11 protein-coding genes and 1 riboswitch are annotated in these 12,441 nt (G+C 59.0%); of the genes, 8 read left to right on the top strand and 3 right to left on the bottom strand.

Annotated elements, in window-relative coordinates; translation table 11 throughout:
* The first annotated feature begins 43 nt into the window (after nucleotides 1-43).
* On the top strand, nucleotides 44-286 hold the full coding sequence (locus tag BM063_RS10925; RefSeq protein WP_092040967.1) for an IS3 family transposase: 243 nt from the start codon (nucleotides 44-46) through the stop codon (nucleotides 284-286).
* A 128-nt stretch (nucleotides 287-414) separates the two neighbouring features.
* Complete coding sequence (gene lhgO, locus BM063_RS10930; RefSeq protein WP_092038911.1) at nucleotides 415-1,623, top strand: L-2-hydroxyglutarate oxidase; 1,209 nt, start codon at nucleotides 415-417, stop codon at nucleotides 1,621-1,623.
* Nucleotides 1,624-2,539: 916 nt separating this feature from the next.
* On the opposite strand, the gene BM063_RS10935 is transcribed toward lhgO, so the two are convergent.
* Complete coding sequence (locus BM063_RS10935) at nucleotides 2,540-2,755, bottom strand: YqaE/Pmp3 family membrane protein (RefSeq protein WP_092038913.1); 216 nt, start codon at nucleotides 2,753-2,755, stop codon at nucleotides 2,540-2,542.
* A gap of 525 nt (nucleotides 2,756-3,280) precedes the next feature.
* The gene (locus BM063_RS10940) at nucleotides 3,281-4,807 is read right to left on the bottom strand and encodes a class I adenylate-forming enzyme family protein (protein ID WP_092038915.1); all 1,527 of its coding nucleotides are present in this window, start codon (nucleotides 4,805-4,807) and stop codon (nucleotides 3,281-3,283) included.
* 238 nt (nucleotides 4,808-5,045) lie between these two features.
* Between BM063_RS10940 and murQ the strand changes: the two genes are divergently transcribed.
* The 4 genes from murQ to BM063_RS10960 all read left to right on the top strand — a co-directional run bounded on the left by murQ (nucleotide 5,046) and on the right by BM063_RS10960 (nucleotide 8,963).
* Nucleotides 5,046-5,942 carry an N-acetylmuramic acid 6-phosphate etherase gene (murQ, locus tag BM063_RS10945; RefSeq protein ID WP_092038917.1) on the top strand — a complete coding sequence of 299 codons (897 nt, stop codon included), beginning with the start codon at nucleotides 5,046-5,048 and terminating at the stop codon, nucleotides 5,940-5,942.
* 802 nt (nucleotides 5,943-6,744) lie between these two features.
* Nucleotides 6,745-7,320: a PadR family transcriptional regulator gene (locus BM063_RS10950; RefSeq protein WP_092038919.1), complete on the top strand. Its 576-nt coding sequence runs from the start codon at nucleotides 6,745-6,747 to the stop codon at nucleotides 7,318-7,320.
* Between the two features lie 174 nt (nucleotides 7,321-7,494).
* Complete coding sequence (locus tag BM063_RS10955) at nucleotides 7,495-8,190, top strand: ABC transporter ATP-binding protein (protein ID WP_092038921.1); 696 nt, start codon at nucleotides 7,495-7,497, stop codon at nucleotides 8,188-8,190.
* 23 nt (nucleotides 8,191-8,213) lie between these two features.
* The gene (locus tag BM063_RS10960; protein WP_092038923.1) at nucleotides 8,214-8,963 is read left to right on the top strand and encodes an ABC transporter permease; all 750 of its coding nucleotides are present in this window, start codon (nucleotides 8,214-8,216) and stop codon (nucleotides 8,961-8,963) included.
* Between the two features lie 60 nt (nucleotides 8,964-9,023).
* Here BM063_RS10960 and BM063_RS10965 read toward each other — a convergent pair whose 3' ends face one another.
* Nucleotides 9,024-10,256, bottom strand: coding sequence for a dicarboxylate/amino acid:cation symporter (locus BM063_RS10965; protein ID WP_092038925.1), 1,233 nt, complete (start codon nucleotides 10,254-10,256; stop codon nucleotides 9,024-9,026).
* A 693-nt stretch (nucleotides 10,257-10,949) separates the two neighbouring features.
* Between BM063_RS10965 and BM063_RS10975 the strand changes: the two genes are divergently transcribed.
* A complete protein-coding gene (locus BM063_RS10975; RefSeq protein WP_245752237.1) occupies nucleotides 10,950-11,666 on the top strand; it encodes an AIM24 family protein in 717 nt (238 codons plus the stop codon).
* A gap of 71 nt (nucleotides 11,667-11,737) precedes the next feature.
* Complete coding sequence (locus BM063_RS10980; protein ID WP_092038931.1) at nucleotides 11,738-12,157, top strand: VOC family protein; 420 nt, start codon at nucleotides 11,738-11,740, stop codon at nucleotides 12,155-12,157.
* A gap of 150 nt (nucleotides 12,158-12,307) precedes the next feature.
* Nucleotides 12,308-12,418: riboswitch (SAM riboswitch) on the top strand.
* Nucleotides 12,419-12,441: the final 23 nt, after the last annotated feature.

Raw genomic sequence — 12,441 nt, forward strand, 5'->3', positions numbered from 1 at the left:
CAGTGACCGTGGTTTCCAGTACACGTCCCATGACTACCATCACATGCTAGCTCAGTTTGGCCTCAGATCCAGCATGTCAAGAAGAGGCAATTGCTTGGACAATGCCCCAATCGAGAGCTTCTTCTCCCACTTAAAGACAGAAGCTCTCCAACACCATCATATCCAAGATACTGAGCAGGCTCAAATCCTAATTCAAAGGTATATTCGTTTTTACAACGAGGAGCGGCTTCAACTGAAATTAAACAAGCTGACGCCTGTAGAATACAGGCGTCAGCACGCCGCATAAGCCGGGTGTTTTTACGTGTCTACATTTTTGGGGCTTGACCACGTGGGCGCCGGGGGTTTTTGTTTCCGGAACCTGGGCGGGGGTGTGGTAAACTGGCGATAAAAAGGGAGCAGGAGAGGAGAAAACGGATGTACGACTTTGTGATCATCGGCGGGGGGATTGTGGGGATCTCCACGGCGTATCACCTGGTCTCCTCCGCTCCGGGGGCGAAGGTCCTGGTGTTGGAAAAGGAGCCCTCCCTCGGCCTGCACCAGACCGGCCGCAACAGCGGGGTGATTCATTCCGGCATCTACTATCGGCCGGGGAGTTTGAAGGCGCGTTTCGCCGTCGAGGGGAGCCGGGCGATGTACGCCTTTTGCAGGCGGCACGACATTCCCCACGAGCGGTGCGGAAAGGTGATCGTGGCGGTCAGGGAAGAGGAACGGCCGCAGCTGGAAGCCCTGTATCGCCGGGGAATCCAGAATGGCCTGCGGCTGAAAAAACTGACGCCGGAGGAGCTCAGGGAGAAAGAGCCCCACGTCCGGGGGCTGGAGGCCCTTTACGTTCCGGACACGGGGATCGTGGATTTCAGGCGGGTATTAAGGGTGCTGGCGGCGATGGCGGAGGAGAAGGGGGTCGAGATCCGGACCTCCGCCGGAGTGGAGGAGATCGAGGAACACCGGGAATGGACGGAGGTGCACACAAGCGGCGAAACGGTGCGGACGCGGTTTTTGATCAACTGCGCCGGGCTGTTCAGCGACCGGATCGCCCGGAGGGCCCGGGTTTCGCTTGATCTGAAAATCGTGCCCTTCCGCGGGGAGTATTACGAGCTTCGCCCGGAAAAGCGCCATCTGGTGAAAAACCTGATCTACCCCGTTCCCAATCCTTCCTTTCCGTTCCTCGGGGTGCATTTCACGCGCATGATCGACGGGACGGTGCACGTGGGGCCGAACGCGGTGTTGGCCCTGAAGCGGGAGGGGTACCGCAAGCGGGATATTTGCCTGCGGGACGCGCTGGAAGTCTTCGCCTATCCCGCCTTCTGGAAGATCGCTTTCCGGCACATGCCCGAGGGAATCGGGGAATTGGTCCGCTCCTTCAGCAAAGGGGCGATGGTCCGGTTGGTCCGGCGGTACCTTCCGGAAATAAACGGCGGCGACCTGATCCCCGCCCCGGCGGGGGTTCGCGCCCAGGCGCTGTCCAGGGACGGCCGGCTGCTGGACGATTTTGTGATCCTCCGGTCCAAGCGGGGAGTGCACGTCTGCAACGCCCCGTCGCCGGCGGCCACCGCTTCCCTCAGGATCGGATCCTATATTGCCGAACGGGTCCTCGAAGGCCCCTTCGAAAAATCGACGGGGTGAGGATGCATTCATCGTTTCTTTTTGCGGTTTCACCGGATGGCGGCCTGCAGCGGCAAGCGCCGTCTGTGCGGGAAGGGGAGGGAGCCGGCCGATCCGTGCAAGGTGGGATCTCGCCGGGGAAGGCGAAGAAAGGCACGGGGGCTTCCGGATTTGAGGCCGATTCTTGCGAGGGTTCTTTCATGCGGGTGACGGCCGGATGCCATCAATCAATCGGCCAGAAGAGAGCTTTCCGACTCACCGGGAAGTGATATGCTGGGAACAAAGGGCGCATGTTCCCGACGTTGTTTGGACGGCATTGAGGGGCGGAGAACCGGGTGGCGGTGGCTTCTCATCCAGTCATGAGGGGCTGCCCGGTTTTCATGGATTTTGTCATGATCAAAACGGAAGAGGATGCGAAGGCGCTTTGGTCGACGGAAGCGAGAACAAGGCACCAAAATCCAATAAATTCCGGAGGGGATTGGAAGGGCGATAAGAAAATTTGTCCAGGCGAATCGGTAAAGAATGCACCGGCGGCAAAAAATTGGGCTACAGAAGAAAAGCGAAAGGTTATGCCATGCTGGCCGAAAGGACACTATCCGATCCCAAGCAGTACGACGATCCACCGGATCTGACTTCAGAAGGGTCGATTGCCGGCTGGCGATGAGACCAGGCATTTCAGCCGATCGACTGAACCGGTCAAGAGAATTTTGGCAGATGATGCACCCACGACAGATAGGATCAAAACCCCTTGGGCGATTCAACCGAAAAGTACCGGCCGTATCTGTCAAATGACAAAAGGAACGGCGTTTCTGCCGCTATCTTGAACGGACTCACTGCAAACCCGATCCTTTGATACAGACGGGCTGTGTGTGAAGATTATAAAATTGCTGTTCTCAGAACGATGGACCAAAATAAAAAATCCGGCACGCGGCCGGTTCTATTCGTGCTTTTGATTTTGCAATTGGATTTGCATTTGTAACTTCGCTAAGCGTTTAAGGCGTTTTTCTTCTTTGTGATCTTTGACGATCAAGATTGCATGGATGGCTCCCGGAATCCACCCTAATATGCAAAGAATGATATTCAGTAGTGCCTGAAATGGTTTTCCCGTCAGTAAAATCGCAAGCGGCGGGCATACGATGGCCAAGAAGTACATGAGTATTCCTCCCACATGAAAACACTTTTTTAAAACGTGACCAATACATTCCCCGTTTTTTCTTCAGCTCACCCCTGATTTTTGCCATATATTCTGCCAAGCGTGCCCAAAAGAAGCACAAGGCGCTTCAAAATCAGTTAAATCAATATTGCCGGTCCGGATTGAGCCCCCTAATGCTACTTATCGGGATCGGGATATGGGTACGAGTTTGCCTTCCCGGATTTACCCGAACATGGGTTGAAAAAAGGTGGGGACAACAGCAAGCTGCAAAAAATCCACTCCTATCCATCATACCATCCATTTATGGATTCCGTCACAATGATTTTGCGCATTCTTCTCATATCCGTCCCGCTTATATGTGGGTTTTCCGGCGCACCATTTCTCTGATAAAACCGTTTCCTCCGGTGAGAGAAAGAGAGGCTTGCCGCGGCAACAAGCGTCGCAGCAAGCCTGTTTTTCCTTTTTCCCCGGGATGGTTCCCCGGGGCAGATAAGGATTGTGCTACTTCAGGCCCGCGGCGGGCTATCAGGCGCCCGGTTGGTTGGCGTGCCTGCGAAGGACATATTTCATCACTTTGCCCATGCTGTTTTTCGGCAGTTCCTTGACGAACTCCACTTCGTGCAGGCTATAGTCCGCCATATGCTTCCGCACGTGGGCGATGATCTCTTCTTCCGCGATTTGGGCGCCTTCCTTCAGGACCACATAGGCCCGGGCCAGCTCTCCCCACACCGGGTGCTTGACGCCGACGACGGCCGATTCCTCCACTTCTTCCAGCTGTTCGATCACCGATTCCACCTGGGCCGGGAACACCTTTTCCCCGCTGGTGATGATCATGTCCCGCAGGCGGTCCACGATATAGAGGAAGCCGTCTTCATCCATGTAGCCCACGTCGCGGGTGTGGTACCAACCGTTCCGGATCACCTCTTCCGTGGCCTCCGGGTTGTTCCAGTATCCGGCGAAGACGAGGGGACCCCGGCAAACCACTTCGCCGATTTCACCCGGCGGCAGGGCTTCGCCCGTGACGGGGTCGACGATTTTCATCTCGGTCGAGAAAACCGGTTTACCCGCGGAGCCGCAGGTTTCCATCCCCATCTCCGGCAGCCAGAAAGTGGCGGCTCCGGTAAATTCGGTGGCTCCGTATACCTGCACCACATGGAAGCCCCACTCGTGCATCCCGGAGATCAGGTGTTCCGGAACCCGGGATCCGCCGCAAACGATCATGCGGAGCGTCGGCGCCACGATGTCCTGGGTTTTCACGATCTCATACATGTAGCTGAGCATGGAGGGAACCGAAAACATGCCCGTGATCTGCTCGGATTCGATCAGATCCCAGATCTGCAGGGGATGAAATTGGGTGTTGAGCACCAGGGTGATTCCGCGGGCGAGTGCCGTGATGGTGAAAACCATCCCGCTGATGTGGAAGAGCGGGGTGACGAACAAGAAGCGGTCCCGATACCGCAGGTCGAGGGTCCGCACAATGGAGTTGCTTCCGCTGTCGAGGTTGGAGTGGGTGCAGACAACCCCCTTCGGGCGCCCGGTGGTGCCCGAGGTGTAGATGATCAGGGCGGGATCGCTTGCCTCCACGCTCGCCTCGGGTTCATCCGCCGGATACCCCTGGATCAGATGATCGAAGCCGGTGGTGTCTTCCCCGTTGGCGACCCGGATCTCCTGCTGGATGAAGGGGAGATTCCCCAGAAGCGGAGTCACCTGTTGGAAGTCGCCGTCGTAGAACAGGATCTTCGGCGTGCAATTTTCCAGTATGTACCGGATTTCATCCGTCTTTTGACGCCAGTTGATGGGCACGGCGACGGCGCCGATCTTGGCCGCGGCGAGATAGATGACCGGAAACGGGTGCAGATTTTTGCAGAGAATGGCGACCCGGTCTCCTTTTTGGATATTGTTCTGAAGAAGAAAATGGGCCACCCGGTTGACCGTCTCGTTGTATTCGCGGAACGTCAACCGCTTGGTCCGCGTCACCACCGCTTCCAGATCCGGTGACAACCGCACACGATGTCGAAGCAGATCTCCGATGACGCCGTTGGTCACATCCATCCCTCCATTTGAAGAAATCGCAACTCCCACCGTCTCATGTTAGTATATTTCGATAAAAATATAAAGAGGTTTTCAACAGAATTCTGGTTATTTTCTCTCATTATCCATTTCCCGATGAGAGTTTAATCTACACTTAAAAAAATGAAACCGGGAGTTGTCGGCGGAAGGGAAACATCGCGCCGATGAAGAAGCTTGCCGTGGGGGAGACCTTGGAAACAAACCGTGAGGGGGATGTGGGATGGAGCAGCTGGAACATTTGACGACGGAGAGGGAAAATGAGAAATCCGTCGGGTTGGATGAGATGAGCCCGCTGGAGATCGTCACCCTGATGAATGAGGAAGACCGGACCGTGGCCGAAGCGGTGAGACAGGTCCTTCCGGCCATTGCCGAGGCGGTGGAGGCGATCGCGGCATCCTTCAGGGCGGGAGGCCGGTTGATCTATGTGGGGGCCGGCACCAGCGGCCGGTTGGGCGTCTTGGATGCCTCCGAACTTCCTCCCACCTTCGGACTGGATCCTTCCCGGGCGATTGCCTTGATGGCGGGGGGAAGGGAAGCGGTGTTCCAGGCCAAGGAGGGGGCTGAAGATGACGCGGAAGCGGGGAGGCGGGACCTGCAGGGGATTCGCCTGGAGGCCCGGGATGCGGTCGTGGGGATCAGCGCCAGCGGCAGAACCCCTTATGTGGTCGGGGCGCTCCGGTACGCGAAGGAAATCGGCGCGAAGGCGATCTCCCTTTCCTGCAACCGGGGGTCGCGCATGAGCTCCGTCGCCGATGTGGCCATCGAAGTGGTGACGGGGCCGGAGGTGTTGACCGGTTCGACGCGGCTGAAGGCGGGGACCGCCCAGAAGATGGTGCTCAACATGCTGAGCACCGCCGCCATGGTCCGCTTGGGAAAAACCTACAAAAATTTGATGGTGGATGTGAAGCCCACCAATGAGAAACTGATGGATCGCGCTCGCCGGATCTTGATGAAGGCGACGGGGGTTTCCTACGAGGAGGCGGAGCGCGCGCTGAAGGCGGCGGACCATCAGGTGAAGGTGGCGCTGGTGATGATCCGGACCGGCGCCACGGCGGAGGAGGCCCGCGCCCGCCTGGAGGCCGCGGGCGGATTTGTCCGCGGCGCCGTGGAAGGGTGAGGCGCGCCGTTTTTCGGAGTCTCTTCCCCGATCTGCTTAAAGGGGAGACCGGTCCGCGGCGCATCGGCAGCGGGGCCCGCCGTCGGCGGGCCTTTTTTGTGGAGGGGTCGGCTTTCTGACAAGTGATCCGGAGGATGTCGGGCGGCTTTATGGGAGGCGGGAAAAACAAACGGAAAAAAGGAGGATGCTCCGCGGAGGCCAAGCCGAGCATCCCAGGGATGCGGTCGCGCCGGGGTTTTCTTTTGGAGCGGTTGTTGGGGGAATCGTCCTGACGGAAGAGGGGGGGGGATCGGAGTCGGAAGGCGAAGCGGGAGGGGCTTCCCGGGAGGATGGGCTTCGGTGCTGCCACCCGCCTGTTTGAAACCTTTGGGACATTTCTGCCGGGATGCGGGAGGGCGATCGGCTCCGGGCCGTTGCGGTGCGGTCGGCGGACCGGGCCGCATCGCCCTGGCCAATCCGGCGGAGGAATAGGAACCTTCGCCCCTTGACGCTTCTTCGACCCCTTCGTGACGGGGGATGCCGCCCGCCGCGAAGGAGGTTCCGGCCCGGGACTCGCCGGCGCCGAAAGCGTGGTGAACTCCGCGGCGGAGTGACTTGCGCGGAGCAGAGAGCGGGGGAAATCCGGATTCACATCCGGCTGCTCCTTTGCCCGTGCGAGTCCGAAGCAAGGGAAAAGGGAGGATGGACGCCGGCGATAGGGGGCGGGGAATCAGCCTTTCCGCGGCGGGACCGTCATCCCATCCTTGCATCCCTTATAATATCCAAATTTGTTTATTAAAATGGTTGACGGAGGTGACGGAGAGTGGTTCGGCTGTTGGTGTTGGGACTGCTGTCCAGAAAGCCCATGTCCGGGTACGAAATCCAGCAGTTTTTGCAGCTTTCCCATACCGAAAAGTGGGCGAACATTTTGCCGGGATCGATTTATCACGCGCTGAAGAAAATGGAGAAGGAAGAGCTGGTCGAAGTGCAGGCGGTGAAGCATACCGGCCACCGTTCAAAGGCCATTTACGGCATCACCCCGGCCGGGAAAGAGGAATATCGGCGTCGGCTGAAGGAGACGCTGCGCACCCCGTCGGTGGCTTTGCCCATCGCCTTTTACATTGCCCTGAGTTATCTGGACGATCTGCCCCGGGAGGAGGTGAAGGCCGCTCTGGATGAGCAGATCGCCAGGGTGGAAGCGGAGCGGAATCTGTGGTTGACGGGGAAAGCGGCCAAAGAAGAGGCATGGCCGTTGCCGGAGGTGATCCAGGCCGCCTTTGCGAGCGCCCGGGAGCATTTCGAGGTCCATTTGCGTTTTCTCCGCACCCTGCGGAGGCTTTTGGATACGGAGCCGAAGCCGCTTGTGGATTTTCCCTTGGATGAGATCGGGCGGGATTAGAAACTTGAGGAAGTGAGCGGAGGAGGCAGCGCCTGGAAGGGCCTTGCCTCCCGACGGGATGGGTTCGCGAAAAAGGATTGACGATGCAAAGGATGCTGTGTTATGATATACTCAACATTGAGTATTAAATATTGATTAAATAAGATTGACCAAACAAATGGAGGGGGAGAGAATATGGACCCCTTGATCCGGGCCCGCGGATTGGTGAAACGGTACGGCGGACGGACGGTGGTGAAGGGGATCGATCTCGACATTCACCCCAATGAGGTGGTGGCGCTCATCGGTCCCAACGGAGCGGGGAAGACCACGACCTTGGAGATGATCCTGGGACTGCGCCCTCCCGACGGGGGAAGCGTTGCCTATTGGTGTGAAGATCCCCGGAAACACCTGGGGGTCCAGCTGCAGGCCACGCCCTTCTTTCCGGCATTGACGGCCGCGGAGAATCTGCAGCTGATTGCGGCCTTTTACGGGATGCGGCTTCAGCCCGGAGAAATGAGGGACATACTGCAGCGGTGCGGGCTTGCGGAGGCGGAGCGCACCGAAGCGTCCCGTCTGTCCGGCGGACAACAGAAGCGGCTTGCCATCGCCATCGCCCTCGTTCACCGGCCGCAGGTCCTTTTCCTGGACGAACCGACGGCGGCGCTGGATCCCCGCGCGCGAAAGGAGATTCGCGACCTGATCCGCCGCTTGTCCCGATCCGGCACGACGATTGTTTTCACTTCCCATGACATGGAGGAGGTGGAAAAGCTGGCCGACCGGGTGATTCTGATCCACCGGGGAGAGATTCGGGCGGAGGGATCGCCGGAATCCCTGCCGCGACAGTACGGGGTCGGGAATTTGGAGGAGCTGTACCTCGAATTGACTGTTTAGCCTGCGTTCGGAGGGTGAAAGGGATGAACACGGCATTGCGGATTCTTTTGAAGAGCGCCTTGCGCGACCGGATTTCCCTGTTTTGGTCGGTGGTTTTTCCGGTGGGCCTGTTGATCGGGCTCGGGGTTGTCTTCGACTCGCCGGAATATCGCGGCCGGCTGCTGGCCGGGACGGCGGCGATGGGGGTGTTTTTCTGGGCGCTGTTCGGCATCGCCTTTGAAAACTTGTCCCATCGGAACCGGGGAGTTTACAAGTTACTCCGGGCGACTCCTTTTCCGACGGTCGCCTTTGTTTTAAGCCTGACGATCGCCCGGGCCCTGGTTGCCCTGTTGAGCGGCGCCGTTGTGGTCGCGACCGGAGCGATCGCCTTCGGCGTGGACGTCGGATGGGGAGAAAGCTTGCTGATGCTTCCGGTGCTGCTCGCCGGAACCTTCTGCTTTACCGGCCTCGGCTTTTTGGTGGCCAATCTGGCGGGAAACGAAGCCCAGGTGAGCATGATTTGCAACCTCTTTTCCCTGCCGATGCTCTTTGTCAGCGAAGCCTTTTATTCGCTGGACGGATCGCCCCGCTGGTTGCAGGAGCTGAGTCGGTTTTTGCCCTTTTCCCATTTTGTGGACGCTTTCCGCCACTCGCTGGAAGGCGATGCGTCGGGAATCGTCCTGCCGATCCTGATTCTGTTGGCGTTCGCCGTCCTGTTTTTGGTACTGGCGGTGGTCACCTTTCGCTGGGATGCGGAGGGGGGGAAGATGCTGGCCGGTCGGATGAAGCCGTGACGGGAAAAAGCAAAGGCTTCGGAATCGTCCTTTCCGAAGCCTTTTTTCTCAAGCGGGGTTTTACGCATTTTCCTTCAGGGCGTTTTTCATCCATTCCTTTCCTTCGGTGAAGCGGGAGATGAGCATGCTGGCCACGGTGTCGCCGGAGGCGTTGACCATGGTGGCCGGCGGATCGACCAGGGTTCCGATGACGGCCAGGATGGGCAGGGCCTCGACCGGGAACCCGTACATGGTGACGATCAGCATTTCGCCGATGAAGCCGCCGCCGGTCACCCCGGACATCACGACCCCGCTGAGGACGGCGATCAGGATGGCGGTTAAATAGGTGTCGATCCCCTCAAAGGGGATGTTGAACAGGCCGAACAGAAAAGAGATTTTCAGGATGGCGCTGATGCAGGAGCCGTCCATGTGGATGGTGGCACCCAGCGGAATCACCACGTCCCTTACATCCTTTTTGATGCCCAGCTTGGCCGCGGCGGTCAGGTTGGCGGGGATGGTGGCCACGCTGCTGCCGGTGGCCAGCGCCGTCACCGCCGGAGAGGGGATTACGCTCCAGAAGCGGCGGACGCCCTTTCCTCCTCCGGCCAGGAAGGCGTAAAGGGTGAAGAAAACGATGAAATACAAGAGGGCCACCGGATAGTAGACGGCGACCGCCCGGGCGTAGGAACCGACCAGCTGCGGGCCGAATTCCCCCACCAGCGCGGCGAAATAGGCGCCCAGGCCGATGGGGGCGTACCACAGAATGATCCCCACCAGCTTGATCAACACCTCGGACAGGGCAGACAAGCCCCGGGCCACCATCTCCCCCTTTTCTCCCGCCTGACTGACTGCGATCCCGAAGAGGGCGGCCATCAGGATCAGCGCCAGCATTCGTTCCTTGGACAAGAGATCCCGGAAGTCGGGAGCCGTCACCGTCTGGACCAGCTGTTCGCCCAGGGTGATCTCCGCCTGCTCTTCCGGCTCCTCCAGCGCGATGTTCACTCCCTCCGCCGGGTTGAACATTTTCACGGCTCCCAGCATCAACAGGGAAGAGACGACGCCGGTGACAACAAAAATGAGGAGCATCCAGCCCACGATTTTGCCCAGCCGCTTCAGGCTGGACATGTTGGCGATCGAACTGCTGATGGTGACGAACACCAGAGGCACCACGATCACGAACATGAGGTTCAGAAAAATATCCCCCAGGGGTTTCAGCACCGCCGATTTGGGCCCCAGGACGAAGCCGATCACGCTGCCCAGAGCGATGGCGGCCAGCAGGATGAGGGGAAATCGATAAGCACGCAGGAAAGCCATCGCGGATGATTCCTCCTTCGCATTCAATCATACCCGAAGAACGGCCCGCGCACCGCGTTTGTTTCATCCCGTTTTTTACAGCCCATCCCGGGAGGGCGTTCGTCCGGGAAGCGGAAGATGAAACCGAACAGGATGGCCGGAAGATCGGTCGGGAATCTCCCGCCAGGGTCGGGCCTTCCGGGCCTCCGGTGCCGCAAGGGAGACGGGATGACCAGACCGGCGGAGATTTGCTTCCCTGCTTTTTCCGCGCCGGTGCGGGACAGGCCGGCGGGATGAAGCGGGAGAAGGCGAAAATCCCGGAGATTCCGATGAAGGCCATCCCAAAGCCGATCCGGCCGGGCCGGGTGCGGCCGACCGAGCAACCCGTAATTGGCAGGGTGGCGGGGGAGCGATGGGAATGCGCCGGGATGCGGTTGGATGGGAGCCCCGGAAGGCGTGTCTCCCCTTCGTTAGGGGCGTGCCTCCTTTTGCAAGCGGCGGGCGGCCATCTTTTCGGCAAGCGCCGGTTCCGGCGCCCGCCCGGCGGAAAGGGGCCTTTTTTATCCTTTCCGCGCGGAAACGTTTGATGGCCCTCCGCCTCTCAAATCCGGCAAAAAAGCGCCGCGGCTTGTCGTCTTGGCGCCGTCCATCCGGTAAAATGGAGGTGGATGAGGGGAGCAGTGCAGGGGAAGGGGACTGAGAGCGTTGTACAGCGTGTATTCCAACGACCGGTTGTTCGCTGTCGTCGATCTCATGGAGGGAATCGAGGGAAGCCGATTTGAGATCCTCGAGTACAAGGAAGTGAAGAAAAGCGGGACCCCTTTGCGTCAAATTCGGATTGTTCTGAATGAAGGGGAGGCCCGGTCTGCGGAGGGGGCGCTCCAGTTTTTCAAGGGAAACCTCGCCGTGAAGACCAAACCGGGGGAAGGAGGGACCGCCTCCGAAATCCTGCGGAAGGCGATGACCGGAATCTTGGCGAATGAATCGCTGGTGAAGCAGCCCCTCATGCTTCCCGTCTACAGCGGGGAGGGCGAAATCTATCTGAAACCGTCCTATCATCACTATCAGCTTCTCTGGTTGGAGCGGGAGGAGATTGTCGTCGACGAAGACGTGTTTGTCGCCTGTGACACGACGGTCGGCGTCAGCCCCGTCCGGATCAAGCTTCCCGCTTCGGACGAAAAAGAGGAGAAAGAACTCCTGCAGGTGAAACTGTCCGGCACCGGCGCCTGTGTGCTCCGGTTGCCCGTTTCTCCGCAGGAGATCATGTGCCTGCCCATGGCCGGGGAAAAAATGCAGCTGGAAGGCGCCTATGCCTTTCTGCGGCGGGGGGCCGTCCAGCTCAGTGTGACCGGCAAGGAAAAGGATTCCCTCACTTATCACTTTTCCGGTACCGGCGAGGTGTGGGTCGCCCCCACCAAGGACGTTCGGTGAAAACGGCCGGCCGGAACGGGGGAATAATGGAAAGGGGCTGTGGAGCCAAACCCGGCAAGGGAGGATCATGGATGAGAATCAAAGTGACCAGCGTTTTTGTGGACGACCAGGAGAAGGCCCTTCGGTTTTACACGGAGGTTTTGGGCTTTGTGAAGAAACGGGACCTTCCGGCGGGAGGGGCCCGGTGGCTGACGGTGGTTTCACCCGAAGGGCCCGACGATCTCGAATTGCTGCTGGAACCGAACTGGAATCCCGCCGTCCAAATCAACGGCCGGCCCGCCGCCGCGGTGTTCCAGAGAACTCTCTACGAGGCGGGAATCCCTTGCACCGTGTTTTATGTGGAGAATCTGCAGAAGGAGTGCGAGCGGCTGAAGAAACGGGGGGTCACCTTCGCCGTGGAACCCGTCAAAACCGAAGGGGGGTACCAAGCCGTCATCGATGACACCTGCGGCAACCTCATCATGCTTTTCCAGGAGGAGGTGAGCGGATAAGAACCGGGTGAGGGCGCCTGCCACAACCGCCCCGTCGATTTTGACAGCGTATTGACAGTCCCGGGCCCGATTGATTATCATGAACAGAAACAGCTGCGGGAAGGAAAGCGCCCCGCTTCGGGAGAACGGACAACTTCATATTTGAGAGCGCTCTTATCGAGAGAGGCGGAGGGACTGGCCCGATGAAGCCCGGCAACCTATCGGAAGGGATTCCGATGTGGTGCCAATTCCTGCAGAGAGTCTATCTCTGGGAGATGAGAGTGTGGACCTTCGCCCAACCTTTC

The organism is Planifilum fulgidum (genome assembly GCF_900113175.1).
Taxonomy (GTDB): domain Bacteria; phylum Bacillota; class Bacilli; order Thermoactinomycetales; family DSM-44946; genus Planifilum; species Planifilum fulgidum.